This is a genomic window from Streptomyces sp. NPDC028928, assembly GCF_055564915.1.
This window is the reverse complement of sequence record NZ_JBVHVI010000002.1, coordinates 244,314-262,199: the sequence shown is the minus strand read 5'-3', so window position 1 is coordinate 262,199 and position 17,886 is coordinate 244,314. Positions and strand designations below refer to the sequence as shown.

Here is a 17,886-nt window from a genome sequence, read left to right as displayed (position 1 = left end):
CCTGCGGGCGCCGCCGGGTGCGTCCCGGCGGCGCCCGGGTCTCAGCCCTGCGGCGGTACGGCGACGAACGCCTCGCGCGGCGAGTCGGTCGGGGTGTAGCGGGTGACCCCGGACGTGGTCGGCACCAGGTCCTTGTGGATCGCCTTGGCGACGTTCTGGATGGTGGTCACGCCGTAACCCATCGTGCTGTTGTCCTGCGTCAGCACGGTGATCATGTAGTCGTGACCGGCGCCCTTGAAGGTGCCCAGGCTGTGCACCCGCCAGCCGTGCGTGGAGCGCTGCAGCCAGCCGTTCTTCACGTGCACGGAGACGGAGGAGGGCGCCCCGGCGGGCGTACCCCAGCGCTGGTCGGCGACGACCTGGCCCATCAGCTTGAGGATGTAGGACCGGGCGTTGTCGCTCAGCACGCTGTTCTTCGCGGTGATGAGCTTGAGCAGCTTCTGCTCGTCGGTGACGTTCTCCTGGGTGAGCCCCCAGTAGCCGCCCGAGCCCGGCACGGTCTTGGTCATACCGGCGGCGGCCAGGAAGCCCTTGATCTTCGTCATGCCGAGCTGCTTCCAGAGCTTGCTGGTCGCGTCGTTGTCGGACCGGGTGATCATGGCCTTGGCGAGCGACTGCTCGGTGCTCGTCAGGTACCGGTTGTGCTTCTTGGCGTCCCACAGCAGCGTGGCGAGCACGGTGACCTTGACGGTGCTGGCCGAGTCGTAGGCGCTGGTGGCCCGCAGGGTGCAGGTCGTCTTGGTGCTGCGGTCGTACAGGCCGATGGCGACGGTGCCCTTGCGGTTCGCGAGGGCGGCCGTGATGTCCTTCTTCAGCTTCGCGGCCAGCCCCGTCGTGGCGGACGTACAGGTCACGGTGGGCGTGGTCGCGGCGGCCGGGGTGGCGGCGGTCACGGCCGGTATGAGCAGTGCGGCACTGACGGCGGCGGCGAGCACGCCCGCCCGGCCGGGTGTCCGGTAAGTCATGGAAAGTCCCCTTGAACGTCGTACGGGCGTCCCCCTGAACGCCGTTGAGCGCACCCGTGCGCTGTCTGACTGGACTCGCCACGACGCTCGAAAGTTGTACGCGCGTTCGCTGAACGGGAGTTCCTTACCCGACTCTCACCGACCCACAGGTTCCGCCCAGGCGGGCCACAGCGCGCCCTCATCGCCGGTCGGCACGGTGCACGGGTGACGACTGCCACCGATCCCCTCCCCCGCCCGGCGCCCCGCTGGTCGCGCCCCGCGCTGCTCGCGACCCTGCTCCTGGCGGCGGTGCTCTACTCCTGGAACCTCTCCGGCTCCGGCCTCAACAGCTTCTACAGCGCGGCCGTCCTGAGCGGCACCGAGAGCTGGAAGGCCTGGTTCTTCGGTTCCCTGGACGCGGGCAACTTCCTCACCGTCGACAAACCACCCCTCGCCCTCATGGTGATGGGCCTGTCGTGCCGTCTCTTCGGCTTCGGCACCTGGCAGATGATGGCGCCGCTGATCGCGGCCGCGCTGGCGACGATCTGGATCCTGCACACGACGGTGAAGCGGGTGTGGGGACACGCGGCGGCGGCGCTGTCCGCCCTGGTCCTGGCCCTGACCCCCATCACGGTCGCCATCAACCGGGACAACAACCCCGACACCCTGCTGGTCCTGCTGATGACCGGCGGCGCGGCCCTGGCCCTGCGCGCGGTGACGAACGGCCGGCTGCTGCCGCTGCTCGGCTCGGCGGCCTGCTTCGGCCTCGCCTTCAACACCAAGATGCTGCAGGGCTGGATCGCGCTGCCCGCCGTCTTCGCGGTGTACGTGTACGCGACCCGGCTGCCGCTGCTGAAGCGGATGACCAACTCGGCCGCCGCGGCCGTGGTGTTGGCGGTGTCCAGCTTCTGGTGGGCGGCGGCGGTGTCCCTGGTGCCCGCCTCCGAACGCCCGTACATCGGCGGCTCGACGGACGGCACCGCCTGGAACCTGATCATGGGGTACAACGGCCTCGGCCGGGTCTTCGGCGGCGAGGGCAACATGGGCGGTGGCGGCGGTGGCGGCGGCTTCTCCGGCACGGCGGGCATCGGCCGCCTGTTCAACGACATCCTCGGCGGCCAGATCTCCTGGCTGATCCCGTTCTCCGCCGTGGCCCTGGTCGCGGGCCTGCTGCTGTGCGGCCGGGCCCCGCGCACCGACCTCACCCGGGCGTCCCTGCTCCTGTGGGGCGGCTGGACGGCCCTGCACTACCTGACCTTCGCCATGGCCGAGGGCACGATGCACCCGTACTACACGACCGCCCTCGCCCCGGGTATCGCGGCGCTGTGCGGCGGCGGGGGCGTGATGCTGTGGCGCGCCTTCCGCACGGACGCCCGCTGGGCCTGGGTCCTGCCGGTGGCCCTCGCGGCGACTGCGCTCTGGTCGATCGTGCTGCTGCGGCGGGCCTCCGGCTGGAACACGTGGCTGTGGCCGGCCGTCGGCGTCCTGATGGCGGCGGCGATCACGGGACTGCTCCTGTTCCGCTCCGGCACGCGGACGCGGCTGCTGGCCGCGTCCCTGACGGCGGCCGTGGTGGCGGCGGTGGCGGGACCGGCGGCGTACGCCTGGTCGGTACCGTCGGGGTCGGGCGGGGGCATGGGCGGCACGAATCCCACGGCGGGGCCTTCTACGGGGAGTGGGTTCGGCGGGGGGCCGGGTGGGGGTGCCGGTGGGGGTGCCGGTGACGGCCGGGGCGGCTTCCCCGGCGGCGGACAGAACGCCGAGGCAGGCGGGGGCTTCCCGGGCGGCGGCGCCCCCAGCGGCGCACCCGTCGGTGACATGCCGGGTGACGGCCAGGGCGGCGAACTGCCCGGCGACCAGGGCGCGTCGGCGGGTACGGGCGCTCAGCCCGGCGGTAGCACGAGCGGCGGCGGCCCGGGACGCATGGGCGGTACGGACGGCGGCATGGGCGGCGGTATGGGCATGGGCGGCGCGAGCACCGAACTGATCGCGTACCTGAAGAAGCACCAGGACGGCGCCAAGTGGCTCCTGGCCGTGTCGAACTCCCAGGGCGCGGCCCAGCTGATCCTCAGCAGCGGCCGGCCGGTGATCTCCATGTGGGGCTGGTCCGGCACGGACAAGGCGATGACCCTGGCCCGGCTCAAGGAACTGGTGAAGAAGGGCGAGCTGCACTACATCCAGCTCGGCGGCGGCATGGGCGGCGGGCCTGGCGGCGGCGGCGACAGCGTCAGCTCCGAGGTCACGGCGTGGGTCAAGAAGCACGGGACGGTGGTGAAGGAGAGCGCGTACAGCGAGAGCGCCACATCGAAGGCCACTTCGACCTCCTCGACCACCCAGTCGTCGACGATCTACCGTCTGGACCCGTCGTCAGTGGGCTAGTTGGGCGGATCGAGGGAGAAGACGGAGCGGACTCCGGGGGCTGCGGCTATGCGCTCGTTGATGCCCCACAGCCGGCCGGACGACGGCGCCCAGGAGAGGTTCTGGATGAGGGGAGGACCGTAGGTGAGGACGTGTGGTGAGGCGCCGGGCTTGGCCCAGTGGATGCAGTACGGGAGGTCGGCGGTGGCCGAGTCGTCGGGGTCGCGGTCGGCGTACTCGGGACAGGTGCCGCTGAAGTAGAAGTACGTGCCGTCGGTAGCCGTGCCCTGGACCGCCCAGACCGGGGTGCGGTAACCGGCGGTGGCGTGGACACTGCCCCGGTAGTTGGTGCTGCCGTCGGTGTCGAGCAGCGCGTCCGTGCTGTTCAGCGGCCAGCGGACGACCGGGGCGCCGCCCGTCGAGCGGCGGAACTCGGTGGTGATCAGCGCGTCCGTGCCGGTGCGGTCGAGGCTGAGTGAGTTCATGCACGGGTTGAGGTCCGTGCAGGGGTCGCCCTTGGCGCCGTTGACGTACAGGCCGATCATGGGCAGGGCATAGTTGTGCCAGCGGGCGGAGGACTTGCCGCCGCTGATGCCGACCGACTCCTGCGTGTTGCCCGACATGCGCCAGAGGTGGCGCAGGTCGTAGACCTGGATCTGGTGTCCGCTGGCCACGAAGAGCTTGTTGCCGTACCAGGAGATCCCGTCGGCGTGGCCGTTGAGCGCGGTGCCGGCCTTGCCGACGGCGCGGAAGTTGGCCGTGGTGTCGGTGTCCCAGTAGGGGTCGACCAGCATGATGTGGTTGTAGATCGTGGAGTCGCCGCCGTTGTTGTCCACGACGGAGATCCGGGCGAACTCGTCGGAACCGGTGTTCCGGCTGTGCCAGGAGGCGATGTACACGTACTTGTTCAGCCAGGTGCCGCCGGGCTGGGCGTCATGCGAGCCGGTGATGCCCTGGGGCACCCACTCGCCGGTCGTGTCGTCGGCCTGGTTCCAGCAGAAGCCGTCGACACGGTACGACGTGTTGAGGTTCTGGTTGCCGTGGCAGAGGTACGGGTAGCCGCTGTGACCGTTACCGCTGAGCAGGGGCGTCAGCGAGTCGTACGCGGTCACGGCACCGCTCGCCTCGATGGCGTCGATGGCCCGCCAGCGGCTCTCGAAGTCCCCGGCCACCAGCGACATCCTGCCCGGGTCGGCGATCGGGTCCAGGGTGCTGGCCGCGGCGGCGGGCTGGGCCCGGACCAGCATGAGGAACAGCAGGCCGAAGGTGAGGCCGACCGCCAGATGCACTCTGGGCAGCCGAAGCCTGATGGAAATGCTCATGCCAACGAGGGTAGACAGCGAAGGGGTGCCTGCGGTCCGACTAGTCCCACTTCTTCCCTCACACCAGCGACAGCGATCTTGCTCCCGGGCGTGTCCCGGTGGCCGGCCCCCACCATGGCGGTGCCCGGTGCACGGCCGGGCGCCCCGACTCCCCCTCTGGAGAGCCATGAAGCAGCTCCGCTCCTGGACGCTGGCCGCCGCCCTCGCGTTGACCGCCGTACTGCTGCCCGCCCAGACCGCGACGGCCCGCGCCGCCCAGCCCGCCTGTCCCGACGGCTCCGTCTGCTTCTGGAGCGGCGAGGGCTTCGGCGGCGACTACTGGGAGTGGACGGCCCGCAGCGGCTACCGCGACCTGCCGCCCAACCTCCACGACCGCGTGGGCTCCTTCGTCGCCTCGACCCGCGCCTGCTTCATCAACTGGGGCCCGGTGGAGAAGCGGGACGTCTTCAACGGCGACTGGCGCTCCCAGTACCGGGGCGACTTCGGCGGCCGGATGGACGGGGTGGGGCCGGGCGGCTGCTGACCCGCGCCGAACGAGACGACGAGGCCTGAGGCGGCCCCAACTCCCGCCTCAGGCCTCGAAGTCGTACTCCAGGACATAGACCGACGAATCCAGCACCATCTCGTTGACCTCCACCACGAGCCCTTCGGCGTCGTAGGCAGTCCGTGCGATCAGCACGACCGGCACACCCGCAGGGAGTGCCAGGCGCTCGGCTTCCTCCCGCCCGGGCATCCGGGACCGGATCTCCTCCCGGAACCGGACGGGCCCGCGCCCCAGCTCCGCGAGCCTCGCGTACGTACCGCCGGGGCCGGTCTCCGGCTGAGTGATCGGTGTGCCCGCGACGGTGTCGGCCGACAGGTAGGACGTGGACAGCAGCACCGGCTTGCCGTCGAGCACGAAGCGGCGCCGCCGGACACACGCGGACGCGTCCTCGCCGAGCTCCAGGACCGCCGCCACGGCAGCGGGCGCCGGCTCCTCCGTCACCTCCACCGAGTCCACCACCAGCTCCCGGTCCCCGATGTCGGCCGACCAGATGGAGCGCCCCTCGGCCCACTGCGCACGCGCGAGCCGCTCGATACCCCGGCGCCGGATGGGCCTGAAGTCCCGGACGAACACCCCGGCACCCTTACGGGCTTCCGCGATGCCCTCCGCCTGGAGTACGCCCAGCGCCTGCCGCGCCGTCATCCGGGCGACACCGTGTTCGGCCATCAGGTCGTTCTCACCGGGCAACCGGTCCCCCGGACCGTACCGACCGGCCTCGACCGCCGCGCGGAGTTCCGCAGCGATCCGCTGGTACTTGGGCTGCCGCCCCGTCTCCCGGCTGCTCATCCAGACCTCTCCTCCGATCATCTCTAGACATCCTAGGCATCAGAGGCCTCGCAGCCGCAGTCAGACGGCGTCCGAATTCGACCACCAGCCGTCACATCTCTAGAGATGCATTGCGCGGAGATACGCAGAGCGCTTTACTTCACACATCTCTAGAGATGTAGCAGCCCGCGTCAGCCACCTGATCACCTCGGAGGCCCCCTCATGACCGAAGTCCAGTGGCGCTTACCCCACGGCCCACGCAGCGCCGGACGCGCCCGCGCGCTTCTCCGCACGCAACTCACCGAATGGAAGATCGACGGTGAAATCGCCGAGGCCGCCGAGCTGTTGCTCTCGGAGCTGATGAGCAACGCCATCCGGCACGCCCGCAGACCGCCCGGCCGGGAGATCGGCGTGCGCCTCGCCCAGTACGACGGCCGGCTGCGCATGGAGGTCGCTGACGCCAACTCCGGCAGGCCGGTGCCGAGGACGGCGGAGGCCGATGACGAGCAGGGGCGCGGACTCGCCATCGTCAGCGCACTCGCGGTGCGTTGGGGCTGCTGCCCCCGTCGGCACGGCATCGGCAAGGCGACCTGGGCCGAGCTGATGCTGCCGCCCGCCTGATCAGTCCAGATGCGTCGGCGCGAACATCCGTAGGACCGCCGGGAGGACGACCACCGACGGGCCCGGCGTCGACAACGCCTTCCTCAGGTCCTCCTCCAGCGTCTCCGGCGTCGTACGGACCCCCGGTACACCGAAGGACTCCGCCAGGGCGACGTAGTCCGGGCGGGTCAGTTCCGTCGCCGTCGCCTGGCCGAAGGCGTCCGTCATGTACTCGCGGAGGATGCCGTAGCCGCCGTCGTCGACGATCAGCCAGGTGACCGGGAGGTCGTACTGGCGGGCCGTGGCCAGTTCGGCGATCGAGTAGAGGGCTCCGCCGTCGCCCGAGACCGCCAGCACCGGGCGGGTCGGGTCCGCCGCCGCCGCGCCCAGGGCCGCCGGAAAGCCGTAGCCGAGGCCGCCCGCGCCCTGGGCGGAGTGCATGGTGTTGGGGCCCTGGGCGTCGAAGGCCGACCAGGCCCAGTAGGCCAGGATCGTCATGTCCCAGAAGGACGGGGAGTCGGAGGGCAGGGCGCGGCGGACCGAGGCCAGGACCTGCTGCTCCAGGGTCAGGTCCTGGGAGGCGATGCGCTCCGAGACTCGGGACAGGAGGTCACGGACCCGCTGCCGTGCCGTGTCGTCCTTCCGCTCCTCCACCGTCTCCAGCAGCGCCTGGAGCGCCAGGCGGGCGTCCGCGTGGATGCCCACGGCCGGGTGGTTGGACTCCAGTTTGCCGAGGTCGGCCTCGATCTGGATCACTCGGCCGCGGGGCTTGAACGTGTGGTAGTTCGAGGAGAGTTCGCCCAGTCCCGACCCGACCACCAGCAGGACGTCCGCGTCCTCCAGGAAGTCCGTCGTGTGCCGGTCCTCCAGCCAGGACTGGAGCGAGAGGGGGTGGTTCCAGGGGAACGCGCCCTTGCCGCCGAACGTGGTAACGACCGGCGCGTTCAGTTTCTCGGCCAGCGCCCTCAGCTTCCCGGAAGCATCCGACCGTACGACGCCGCCGCCCGCGATGATCGCCGGGCGGGCCGCGTGCGAGAGCAGGTGGGCTGCGAGTGCCGTCAGTTCGGGGCGCGGGACGACGTCGTCCGGTGTCGCGTCCATCGCCGTCACCACCGGCAGCGCGGTCGGGGACAGGAGGACGTCCTGCGGGATCTCCACCCACACCGGGCCGTGCGGGGCCGTCAGGGCCGACTTCCAGGCCGCCGCGATCGCCGACGGGATCTGGGACTGGGTGCGGACCGTGTGGACCGACTTCACCACGCCGCGGAACGACGCCGACTGGTCGGGCAGTTCGTGCAGGTAGCCCTTGCGGGCACCGCCCAGGCCCGCCGTCGGGATCTGGCTGCTGATCGCCAGCACGGGGGCGGAGGCGGCCGCCGCCTCCTGGAGCGCGGCCAGGGAGGTCAGGGCGCCCGGGCCCGTGGAGAGCAGCAGCGGGGCCGCCTCTCCCGTGATCCTGCCGTACGCGTCGGCCGCGAAGCCCGCGTTGTTCTCCACCCGCAGGCCCACGTAGCGCAGGGAAGAACGCCGTAGCGCGTCGAACATGCCGAGCGCGTGCTGGCCGGGCAGGCCGAAGACCGTGGTCGCGCCGAGCCCGGTCAGCGTCTCCACGACCAGGTCTCCGCCGTTCCGGCCGGGAGGGGGGTTCAGCGCGGCCGCCGTCTGCTGGTCGGTCGGGCGGAGTACCAGGTCGTGGTCGTGGGTCACTTCGCTTCCGCGTCCTTCCGGGCCGCCGCGATCTGGCGGCTCATGATGGTGGTCAGTTCGTACGCCGTGTGGGAGGCCGCCACCGAGGTGATCTCGGCGTGGTCGTACGCCGGCGCCACCTCGACCACGTCCGCCGACACCAGGTTGCACGACGCCAGACCGCGCAGGATCTCCAGCAGCTCGCGGGAGGTCATGCCGCCCGCCTCCGGCGTACCCGTGCCGGGCGCGTGCGCCGGGTCCAGGCAGTCGATGTCGATGGAGATGTACAGCGGGCGGTCGCCGATGCGCTGGCGCAGCTGGTCGGCGACCTCGTCGGCGCCCCGGCGGTAGATGTCGGCCGAGGTGACGATGCCGAAGCCCATCTTCTCGTCGTCGGTCAGGTCCTGCTTGCCGTACAGCGGGCCGCGGGTGCCGACGTGGGAGAGCGCCTCGGTGTCGAGGATGCCCTCCTCGACCGCGCGGCGGAACGGGGTGCCGTGCGTGTACTCGGCGCCGAAGTAGGTGTCCCAGGTGTCCAGGTGGGCGTCGAAGTGGAGCAGGGCGACCGGGCCGTGCTTCTTCGCGACCGAGCGCAGGAGCGGGAGGGCGATGGTGTGGTCGCCGCCCAGGGTCATCAGGCGGGCGCCGGTGCCGAGGAGGTCGTCGGCCGCGGCCTCGATGGTCTCGACGGCCTCGTTGATGTTGAACGGGTTCACAGCGATGTCGCCGCCGTCCGCGACCTGGGCCAGGGCGAACGGGGAGGCGTCCTGCGCCGGGTTGTACGGGCGCAGCAGCCGGGACGCCTCGCGGATGGCGTTGCCGCCGAAGCGGGCGCCCGGCCGGTACGAGACGCCGGAGTCGAACGGCACGCCGACCACGGCGACGTCGGCGGTGCCGACCTCGTCCAGGCGGGGCAGCCGGGCGAAGGTCGCGGGCCCGGCGTACCGCGGGATGCGGGAGGAGTCGACGGGGCCGCGGGGCGTCTCGTTGCTGCTCATGATGAAATGCCTTCTTTCTTGCGCTTCGTCGCGCATGTACTGCTATCCCTACGACTCTACTGGTGAGCCGGGACCGGTTCGGACGGAAGTTCGGAGGACGGGCCGCCGGCGAGGCGTTCGCGCCAGGTGGCGAGGACCGTCTCGTCGGTGGGCCGGGTCGCCAGGGAGACGGCGAGGTAGGCCACGAGGGAGGCCGACAGGCCGTAGTAGACGGGCTCGTTGGCGAGGATGCCGTAGCCGGCCATCAGGCCGATCACGGCGAGACCGCCGACGATCACCGAGGCCAGCGCGCCCTGGACCGTGCCGCGCTTCCACAGCAGGCCGCCGAGGATCGGCACGAGCAGGCCGCCGACGAGGAGGTTGTAGGCGACGGTGAGCGCCTCGACCACGTTGTTCAGCGCGATCGCGGTACCGATCACCCCGACGCCCATGACCAGGATGAAGGCGCGGTTGCCCTTGACCTCGTCGTGGTCCCCGGAGCGGTTGGCGATGCCCCGCAGCCGCGACCAGATGTCGTTGTTGGCGACCGTGGCGCAGGCGATCAGGGCGCCGGAGGAGGTGGACATCACGGCGGCCAGGGCGGCGGCCAGCACCAGGCCGCGCACGCCGACGGGGAGTTCGTCCTTGACGATGGTGGCGAAGGCGTCGTCGGGGCTGCCCAGCTTCGGGTAGAGCACCTTGGCGGCGGTGCCGATCACCGCGCCGGCGAGGGCGTAGGCGAGACAGTAGGTTCCGGCCGCCGTGCCGCCCCACCTGGCGGTCCTGTCGCTGCGGGCGGTGAACACGCGCTGCCAGATGTCCTGGCCGATCAGCATGCCGAAGGTGTAGATCAGGACGTAGGTGAAGATCGTCTCGCCGCCGATGCCCAGCGGGTCGAAGTACGACGCCGGCAGCTTCGCCTTCATCTCGCCGAAGCCGCCCGCCTTGACGACGGCGATCGGCAGCAGGAGCAGGAGCACGCCGATCGTCTTGACCACGAACTGGACCATGTCGGTCAGCGTGATGGACCACATGCCGCCGAGGGTCGAGTAGGCGACGACGATCGAGCCGCCGAGGACGATCGCGACCGTGCGGTTCAGGTCGAAGAGGACGTCGAAGATCGTGGCGTAGGCGATGGTCGAGGTGACGGCCAGCATCAGGGTGTACGCCCACATGACCACGCCGGAGATCACGCCCGCCCGTCCGCCGTAGCGCAGGTCGAGCATCTCGGAGACGGTGTAGACCTTCAGGCGGGCGATGCGGGCCGAGAAGAAGACCGACAGGGCGAGCAGGCCGAGGCCGATGGTGAAGACCATCCAGGCGCCGGAGAGGCCGTACCGGTAGCCGAGGCCGACCCCGCCGATGGTGGAGGCGCCGCCGAGGACGATCGCCGCCATGGTGCCGGAGTACATCGCGGGGCCGAGGCGCCGGCCGGCCACCAGGAACTCGCTCTTGGACCGGGCGCGGCGCATGCCCCACCAGCCCATCGCCAGCATGCCGGCGAGATAGACGACGATCACTGTGTAGTCGACGGCCATGGGGCGGCCCTCCTTCGCTCACTGTCCGGTGGCGTGTCGTGCAGGTGCTTCGGGGGTGGTCGGCAGCGGCTCGCGGGGACATCCGCCCGTACCCGCGGCTGCCGTGCTCACTTGACAGTAGGTGGCCGGAAAGCGACTGCGAAGTGTACGTTTCATCCATATGCGCGGGGCGGGATGGAGGGAACGCACACCATGCCGGAGACGATCACCCCAGCCGTCCCACCGACCCCACCGGTCCCCCTCCAGGCGCTGCTGGCCCGCGAGGACCTCGCCCTGCGGCAGATCGCCGGGCCGGAGGACCCGGGGACCGTGGTCCACTGGGCGCACACCTCGGAGATGGCCGACCCGTACCCGTATCTCCTGGGCGGCGAGCTGCTGCTGACCGCCGGGGTGCACATCCCGGAGGCCGCCGGCTCGGGCACGTACTTCGACGACTACGTCTCCCGGATCGTGGCGGCGGGCGGCGCGGCCCTCGGCTTCGGTCTCGCCCCGGTGCACGACACGGTCCCGCGGGCCCTGGTCGCCGCCTGCGAGCGGTACGGCCTGCCGCTGCTGGAGGTGCCGCCGCAGACCACGTTCTCCGGTGTGGCCCGCGCGGTGTGGCAGCTGATGGCGCAGGCCCGGCTGGCCGAGCTGCGCCGGGTCACCGAGGCCCAGCAGAGCCTGGCGGCAGCCGCCTCCCGGCCGGATCCGGTCCCCTCGGTCCTGCGCCAGCTGGCCCAGCGCCTGGGTGGCCACGCGGTGCTGTACGGGCCCGACGGCACGGAGATCGCCGGGGCCGGCCGGGAACCGGCACAGGCGGTGCGGGAGGCGCTCGCGGGGCTCGCGGGCGTGGTGCGGCCCGCGGGAGGTACGGCACCCAGGGCCACCTCCGCCACCGACACCGCCGGCGACACCCATCTGGCCGCCTACGCCCTCGGCGCGGGCGAAGGGTTCGTGCTCGGCGTGGCCGCCCCCCGGCGTGAACCGGGCGATCACACCATCGCCTCCGTCGCCTCGGTGCTGCTGTCACTGCTCACCGGCGAGCACCAGAGCGGCAGCGGGGCGGCCCGGTCGTCCGCGCTGGTGCGGGTGCTGCTGGGCACGCCGCCCGCGGAGGTGGCGCCGCTGCTCGGCACCGGGCAGTGGCTCGTGGTGCACGCCCGCCCGGACAGCCGGCTTCCCGACACCATGGCCGCCTCCGCGCTCGGCGCCGCCCTGGGCTCACCGCTGGTCGACCTCGCCGGTGACGTCGTACGGGTGCTGGTGCCGGCGGACCGGGAACCGGAGCCGCAGCCGGGCTGGACGCTCGGGGTGAGCGCCGCGGCCGGCCCGCGGGAGTGGCCGGCCGCCGACACCCAGGCGGCCCGTGCCCTCGCCCGGGCCCGGGCCACCCGGACCGCACGGGTCCGGCACGCCGCCCGGCCGGCGCTGGAGGACCTGGTCCCGCGGGCGGACGCCGAGGCACACGCCCGTACGCTGCTCGCGCCGCTCGCCGGGCAGCCCGCGCTCGCCGAGACCCTGCGCACCTGGCTTTCCCTGCACGGCAGTTGGGACCGTACGGCGGTGGCACTGGACGTGCACCGCAACACCGTGCGGCAGCGGATCAACCGCTGTGCCGCCCTGTTGGCCGCCGACCTGGACGACCCGGACGTCCGCATGGAGTTGTGGTTCGCCCTACGGCAGAGCTGAGGGCACAGCTGAGGGCATGGCCGAGTGACCCCCGTCCCAGCGGGCGATATGCCGAGGACGCGGGCCTGGCACTGCCTCACAATGGGAGGCATGCCGATATCCGGGACACCCAGCCGCGCCCAGCTCGTCGACCACCTGGTGCGCACCCGAATCGCGGGGGACGTCGCCACGCCCCGCGAGAACAACCTCTCCCACTACCGCCAGCTCGCCAACGGTGTCCGTGGCTTCTGGTTCGGCCTGGAGCTGGGCGACCGCTGGACGGACGAGCAGGACGTGCTCGCGGTCATGGCCGAGCGGGTGGGTGTCAACGACGACCCCGAGTACCGGTACGGCCAGGACACCATCGACCCCGAACTGACCGTGGACGCGCTGGACCGGATGGCGGCGCGGCTGCGCAAGGCGGCCGAGGGACGGCAGCGGGTGCTGTTCGCGACCGGGCACCCGGGCGGCCTGCTGGACGTCCACCGGGCCACGGCCGCCGCGCTGCGCGCCGCCGGCTGTGAGATCGTCGTCATCCCGGACGGGCTGCAGACGGACGAGGGTTATGTCATGCAGTTCGCGGACGTCGCCGTGCTGGAGCACGGGGCGACGCTCTGGCACACCCACTCGGGCGAGCCGATGCGGGCCATTCTCACGGGACTTGAGCGGGAGGGGCGCCCGCTGCCGGACCTCGTGGTCGCCGACCACGGCTGGGCCGGGTACGCGGGACAGCACGGCGTGGACTCCGTCGGGTACGCCGACAGCAACGACCCGGCGCTCTTCCTCGCCGAGTCGGAGGGCACCGTCCAGGTCGTCGTGCCGCTGGACGACCATGTGGTCAGCCCGCGTTACTACGACCCCATGACGGCGTATCTGCTCGCCGAGGCGGGTCTGGCCTGAGCGAGCCCGGCCTGACGCGGTGACAGGACGTCCGGTCCCGCCGGACGGGGCCGTACGTCCTGCCGGTTCGACGTCCTGTCAGTTCGCGGTCGGATCAGGTCGGTCAGTGACCGTGGCCACCTCCTCCGTGGCCGCCTCCACCGTGGTCTCCACCGTTGCCACCGTGGTCGCCACCGCCGTAGCCGCCGTGGTCGCCGCCGTAGCCGCCGTGGTCGCCGTCGTAGCCGCCGTGGTCGCCGCCGTAGCCGTAGTCGTCGTCATCGTCGTCCCACGAGCCGTAGTCGCCGTGGTGACGTCCGTTGTCGTCGTCTCCCCAGCTGCTGCTGTAGGAGCTGTGGTCACTGTGGTCCGCGGCAGAGGCGGTCCCGGCCGTGCCGATCGCGGCTCCGCCGGCCAGCAGCAGGCCGGAGGCGGACAACGCGACAAGACGCCTCGTGCGCTGTGATCGCATGGGAAATACCTTCCATCTCCATCGTCTCTCGCGGCTCCCGGGGAAGGCGCGAGACGGATGGCCGCGCCGCTGCAAGAGGGGGAAGACGCGGCGCGGTCCGCAGGTGTCACCGCAGCCGGTTGAACGGAACGGCCTCAGGCTCCTCGTGGTGCCGGGGCACACAGGGCATGCCGTTCGCTGCGGCGTTCACTCAAAGAGCCTAATGCCCCATATGTCACACGTCATCTCGGAGCGGACCGGAGCAACACCACCCGGTCGTACCTTCCGGAATGCGGGCCGCCGACCCCTGCCGGAGAGTCGTGGCAGGTCCCCCGACGACAAGGAGACAACCCATGCTCAGGCGCATATCCCTCGTTCTCGCCGGTCTGCTCGCGGCCGGGTTCGTGGCCGCCGCTCCCGCCACGGCACACGACGGCGACATCGGCTACTGCTGGCAGTCCGGCGGCGGCGGCTCGGCCGGTGACACGCACGTCGTCTGGGGCGAGGCAGGCTGCGCCCACGTCGGCGACTACCTCCACTGATCCGGCACTCGCCAGGAGGCGGACGGACCCGTTCCGGGGTCTCCGTCCGCCTCCTGGCGTGTGCGGCCGGGCCGTCACCGCGGGACGCGGACCACGCCCTCCTGGATCACCGAGATGGCGAGCCGCCCGTCCTGGGTGTAGATACGGGCCTGTCCCAGGCCGCGGCCGCCGTGCGCGGAGGGCGACTCCTGGTCGTACAGCAGCCATTCGTCGGCACGGAAGGGCCGGTGGAACCACATCGCGTGGTCCAGGGAGGCCCCGACGACGTCACCGACGGCCCAGCCGCCACGCCCGTGCGCGAGCAGCACCGAGTCGAGCAGGGTCATGTCGGAGACGTAGGTGGCGAGGACGACGTGCAGCAGGGGGTCGTCGTCGAGTTTGCCGTTGGTGCGGAACCAGACCTGGGAGTGCGGCTCGCGCGGCTCGCCGAACCGCCCGTACGGCGGCTCGTCCACGTACCGGAGGTCGATCGCCTCGCGGGCCTCCAGGAACCGCTCCACCACCTCGGGCGCGAGATGGGCGTAGCCGCGCAGCCGCTCGTGGGAGGTGGGCAGGGTCGCCGGGTCGGGCGAGGCCGGCATGGGCGCCTGGTGCTCCAGGCCCTCCTCGTACGTCTGGAAGGACGCCGACAGGTGGAAGATCGGCTTGCCGTGCTGGACGGCGACCACCCGGCGGGTGGTGAAGGACCGGCCGTCGCGGATGCGGTCCACGGTGTAGACGATCGGCGCACCGGGGTCGCCGGGGCGCAGGAAATAGGCGTGCAGGGAATGGGCGGGCCGGTCCGCGGGGACCGTCCGCCCGGCGGCGACCAGCGCCTGCGCCGCCACCTGCCCGCCGAAGACGCGGGGTACGACGGCGGAGCGGGACTGGCCGCGAAAGATGTTCTCCTCGATCTGCTCGAGGTCGAGCAGATCGAGGAGATCCTGGAGTGCCTGGCTCATGGGTGGTAGTTGTACCGGCCAGTGGTTACCGGCGTCCTACAGGCCCATGTCCTTGGCGATGATCGTCTTCATGATCTCGCTGGTGCCGCCGTAGATGCGGTTGACGCGGTTGTCCGCGTACAGGCGGGCGATCGGGTACTCGTTCATGTAGCCGTAGCCGCCGTGCAGCTGGAGGCAGCGGTCGATCACGCGGTGCGCGACCTCGGTGCAGAAGAGCTTCGCGGAGGCGGCCTCGGCGGGGGTCAGCTCGCCGGCGTCCAGGGCCTCCAGGGCGCGGTCGGCGACCGCCTCGGCGGCGTCCACCTCGGCCTGGCAGGCGGCCAGCTCGAACTTGGTGTTCTGGAAGTGGGCGACCGGCTTGCCGAAGACGGTGCGCTCCTGCACGTACTGCTTGGCGAACCGGACGGCGGCCTTGGCCTGCGCGTAGGCGCCGAAGGCGATGCCCCAGCGCTCGGAGGCCAGGTTGTGGCCGAGGTAGTAGAAGCCCTTGTTCTCCTCGCCGAGCAGGTCCTCGACCGGGACCTTGACGTCGACGAAGGCCAGCTCGGCGGTGTCGGAGGTGCGCAGGCCCAGCTTGTCGAGCTTGCGGCCGATGGAGTAGCCCTCGGACTTGGTGTCCACGGCGAACAGGGAGATGCCGTGGCGACGGTCCTCGGCGGTCGGCGCGGCCGTGCGGGCGCAGACGATCACCTTGTCGGCGTGCACACCGCCGGTGATGAAGGTCTTGGCGCCGTTGAGGACGTAGTGCGTGCCGTCCTCGGAGAGCTTGGCGGTGGTCTTCATGCCCGCGAGGTCCGAGCCGGTGCCCGGCTCGGTCATCGCGATGGCCCACATCTCCTCGCCGGAGACGAACTTCGGGAGGTAGCGCTTCTTCTGCTCGTCGGTGGCGAGCATCTTGATGTACGGCAGGGCGAGCAGCACGTGCACGCCGGAGCCGCCGAACTGCACGCCCGCGCGGGCGGTCTCCTCGTAGAGGACGGCCTCGAACTTGTGGGTCTCCAGGCCCGCGCCGCCGAATTCCTCGGGCACGCTGATGCCGAAGATGCCCAGCTCACCGAGCTTGTAGTAGAAGTCGCGCGGCGCCTGGCCGGCGGCGAACCACTCGTCGTAGACCGGTACGACCTCGGCCTCGATGAAGGCGCGAAGGGTCTCCCGGAACGCCTCGTGATCCTCGTTGAACACCGTACGGCGCACGCCGCCACCTCCACGTACCATCGGCATGTCTAAGCGCTTGCTCACTCAACCGTACCGGCGAGTACGGAAGCCCGTCCAGAGGGGTTCCGCCGTAACGCTCGTCACGCCCCCTCCAGGGGCGGGCCGAGTCGGATGTCGGTCTCGCAGCCGACGTCCTGGCGGTACTCCACTGCGCCCTGCCGGTACCGGAAACGGCAGCCGGAGAGGGTGCCGTGGACGGGCCCGGTCACCTCGACCCGGATCTGGACGTAGGCGTCGGCCCTGGCGTGCGGCGCGACGACGAACGGCCGGGCGGGTCCGACGTGGAGATCGTCGGTGACACCGATGCCGTAGCCGCCGGTCTGCCGGAGGGTGACGACTCCGTAGCGCACCACCCGCAGCCCCTGAGGGACGTGCACCATCCGCATGTCGAGGACGGTGAGCGGCTCACCGGTGCCGTTGTCCGGGACCGGCGCGCTCACCCAGTACGCGGCGCCGACGCGCGCGTGCTCGTAGCCGGCGCGGAAGGACGCCTCCGCCGGCAGCGTGATGCTGTCCCCCTGCGCGTAGTCCCGCGCCCGGTCACCCCCGGCCGCCGCGGTCAGCGCCCCCGCGACAGCGAGCGCGGCAACCGCGCGCAGTGCTCTCGCACCCGTCCTCGCTCCCGCACCTGTCCTCGCTCTCGCACCCGTCGCTGCTCTCGCGCCCGTCGCTTCTCTCGCGCCCGTCGCTCTTCCGGCCGTGTCGGTCATCACGGCTCCCCCCTTCATCATGTGCAGGGGGGCATCAGATCACGCCGCTGACCTGGGTGAACAGTGCGGCCGGGCTACTCCTCGCCCGCCGCCTCGAACGCGCCGCGCGCCATCCGGTGCAGCAGGGCCGCCGTGGTCCCCCGGCCGGGGAGCGTGCCGGCGCGGCCGAGGTGGGGGGTGGAGTTGAGCAGGCCGAAGACGGAGTGGACGGCGGAGCGGGCGGCCGGTTCGGTCAGGCCCGGGTAGACCTCGCGGACCACCTCCACCCACAGCTCGACGTACTGCCGCTGGAGCTGCCGCACCAGCTTGCGGTCGCTGTCGCGCAGGCGGTCCAGCTCCCGGTCGTGCAGGGTGATCAGCGGGCGGTCGTCCAGGGCGAAGTCGATGTGGCCCTCGATCAGGGAGTCGAGGACGCGGACCGCGGGCACCCCGTCGGCCTCCGCCAGCCGCCGCCTGGCCCCGGTCAGCAGCTGGCCGCTGATGCCGACGAGCAGCTCGGCGAGCATCGCGTCCTTGCCCGGGAAGTGCCGGTACAGGCCGGGGCCGCTGATGCCGACCGCGGCGCCTATCTCGTCGACACCGACGCCGTGGAAACCGCGCTCGGCGAAGAGCCGCGCGGCCTCCTTGAGGATCTGCTCGCGGCGGGTGGGGGCGTCGGTTCTGCTGACCATGCAGACAATTCTAGACAGCGAGGTTAGCGGTCGTTAACCTGATGGCAATGGTTAACGCTCATTAACAGCGGATCACAGGTTCGATCACCGGGT

General features: G+C 71.5%; 17 protein-coding genes. 6 read left to right on the top strand and 11 right to left on the bottom strand.

The window, feature by feature from the left end; genetic code table 11:
• Window positions 1-41: 41 nt before the first annotated feature.
• Complete coding sequence (locus tag ACZ4U1_RS07070; protein WP_467900595.1) at window positions 42-965, bottom strand: serine hydrolase; 924 nt, start codon at window positions 963-965, stop codon at window positions 42-44.
• Window positions 966-1,169: 204 nt separating this feature from the next.
• On the opposite strand from ACZ4U1_RS07070, the gene ACZ4U1_RS07065 reads away from it, so the two are divergent.
• Window positions 1,170-3,323, top strand: a complete 2,154-nt coding sequence (locus ACZ4U1_RS07065) for a mannosyltransferase YkcB-related protein (protein ID WP_467900593.1) — start codon at window positions 1,170-1,172, stop codon at window positions 3,321-3,323.
• On the opposite strand, the gene ACZ4U1_RS07060 is transcribed toward ACZ4U1_RS07065, so the two are convergent.
• Window positions 3,320-4,624, bottom strand: coding sequence for a hypothetical protein (locus tag ACZ4U1_RS07060; protein WP_467900590.1), 1,305 nt, complete (start codon window positions 4,622-4,624; stop codon window positions 3,320-3,322). The two genes, ACZ4U1_RS07065 and ACZ4U1_RS07060, sit on opposite strands and share 4 nt — an antisense overlap.
• Before the next feature lie 166 nt (window positions 4,625-4,790).
• Here ACZ4U1_RS07060 and ACZ4U1_RS07055 point away from each other — a divergent pair, with 166 nt between their 5' ends.
• On the top strand, window positions 4,791-5,147 hold the full coding sequence (locus ACZ4U1_RS07055; protein WP_467900587.1) for a peptidase inhibitor family I36 protein: 357 nt from the start codon (window positions 4,791-4,793) through the stop codon (window positions 5,145-5,147).
• A gap of 48 nt (window positions 5,148-5,195) precedes the next feature.
• Here ACZ4U1_RS07055 and ACZ4U1_RS07050 read toward each other — a convergent pair whose 3' ends face one another.
• Complete coding sequence (locus ACZ4U1_RS07050; protein WP_467901450.1) at window positions 5,196-5,954, bottom strand: GntR family transcriptional regulator; 759 nt, start codon at window positions 5,952-5,954, stop codon at window positions 5,196-5,198.
• Between the two features lie 201 nt (window positions 5,955-6,155).
• Between ACZ4U1_RS07050 and ACZ4U1_RS07045 the strand changes: the two genes are divergently transcribed.
• Window positions 6,156-6,554 (top strand): ATP-binding protein, encoded by a 399-nt coding sequence (locus tag ACZ4U1_RS07045; protein WP_467900585.1) that lies wholly within the window; start codon window positions 6,156-6,158, stop codon window positions 6,552-6,554.
• On the opposite strand, the gene ACZ4U1_RS07040 is transcribed toward ACZ4U1_RS07045, so the two are convergent.
• Genes ACZ4U1_RS07040 through ACZ4U1_RS07030 form a run of 3 tightly spaced genes read right to left on the bottom strand, consistent with a single transcriptional unit; the run spans window position 6,555 to window position 10,734 of the window.
• The gene (locus tag ACZ4U1_RS07040; protein ID WP_467900582.1) at window positions 6,555-8,240 is read right to left on the bottom strand and encodes a thiamine pyrophosphate-binding protein; all 1,686 of its coding nucleotides are present in this window, start codon (window positions 8,238-8,240) and stop codon (window positions 6,555-6,557) included. It abuts the gene before it with no gap.
• A complete protein-coding gene (speB, locus tag ACZ4U1_RS07035; protein ID WP_467900580.1) occupies window positions 8,237-9,217 on the bottom strand; it encodes an agmatinase in 981 nt (326 codons plus the stop codon). The genes ACZ4U1_RS07040 and speB overlap by 4 nt, the downstream gene beginning before the upstream one ends.
• A 56-nt stretch (window positions 9,218-9,273) precedes the next feature.
• Window positions 9,274-10,734, bottom strand: coding sequence for a sodium:solute symporter family protein (locus ACZ4U1_RS07030; RefSeq protein WP_467900577.1), 1,461 nt, complete (start codon window positions 10,732-10,734; stop codon window positions 9,274-9,276).
• A 174-nt stretch (window positions 10,735-10,908) separates the two neighbouring features.
• Here ACZ4U1_RS07030 and ACZ4U1_RS07025 point away from each other — a divergent pair, with 174 nt between their 5' ends.
• Window positions 10,909-12,405, top strand: coding sequence for a PucR family transcriptional regulator (locus tag ACZ4U1_RS07025; RefSeq protein ID WP_467900575.1), 1,497 nt, complete (start codon window positions 10,909-10,911; stop codon window positions 12,403-12,405).
• Between the two features lie 90 nt (window positions 12,406-12,495).
• A complete protein-coding gene (locus ACZ4U1_RS07020) occupies window positions 12,496-13,284 on the top strand; it encodes a phosphatase (RefSeq protein WP_467900573.1) in 789 nt (262 codons plus the stop codon).
• A 103-nt stretch (window positions 13,285-13,387) separates the two neighbouring features.
• On the opposite strand, the gene ACZ4U1_RS07015 is transcribed toward ACZ4U1_RS07020, so the two are convergent.
• A complete protein-coding gene (locus tag ACZ4U1_RS07015; protein WP_467900570.1) occupies window positions 13,388-13,735 on the bottom strand; it encodes a hypothetical protein in 348 nt (115 codons plus the stop codon).
• Window positions 13,736-14,067: 332 nt separating this feature from the next.
• On the opposite strand from ACZ4U1_RS07015, the gene ACZ4U1_RS07010 reads away from it, so the two are divergent.
• Window positions 14,068-14,256, top strand: coding sequence for a hypothetical protein (locus ACZ4U1_RS07010; RefSeq protein WP_467900568.1), 189 nt, complete (start codon window positions 14,068-14,070; stop codon window positions 14,254-14,256).
• A gap of 74 nt (window positions 14,257-14,330) precedes the next feature.
• Here ACZ4U1_RS07010 and tesB read toward each other — a convergent pair whose 3' ends face one another.
• The 4 genes from tesB to ACZ4U1_RS06990 all read right to left on the bottom strand — a co-directional run bounded on the left by tesB (window position 14,331) and on the right by ACZ4U1_RS06990 (window position 17,793).
• Window positions 14,331-15,197, bottom strand: a complete 867-nt coding sequence (gene tesB, locus ACZ4U1_RS07005; RefSeq protein ID WP_467900566.1) for an acyl-CoA thioesterase II — start codon at window positions 15,195-15,197, stop codon at window positions 14,331-14,333.
• A gap of 36 nt (window positions 15,198-15,233) precedes the next feature.
• Window positions 15,234-16,391, bottom strand: coding sequence for an acyl-CoA dehydrogenase family protein (locus tag ACZ4U1_RS07000; protein ID WP_391681117.1), 1,158 nt, complete (start codon window positions 16,389-16,391; stop codon window positions 15,234-15,236).
• A 101-nt stretch (window positions 16,392-16,492) separates the two neighbouring features.
• Window positions 16,493-17,122 carry a hypothetical protein gene (locus tag ACZ4U1_RS06995; RefSeq protein ID WP_467900563.1) on the bottom strand — a complete coding sequence of 210 codons (630 nt, stop codon included), beginning with the start codon at window positions 17,120-17,122 and terminating at the stop codon, window positions 16,493-16,495.
• A 74-nt stretch (window positions 17,123-17,196) separates the two neighbouring features.
• Window positions 17,197-17,793 carry an SACE_7040 family transcriptional regulator gene (locus ACZ4U1_RS06990; RefSeq protein WP_467900560.1) on the bottom strand — a complete coding sequence of 199 codons (597 nt, stop codon included), beginning with the start codon at window positions 17,791-17,793 and terminating at the stop codon, window positions 17,197-17,199.
• Window positions 17,794-17,886: the final 93 nt, after the last annotated feature.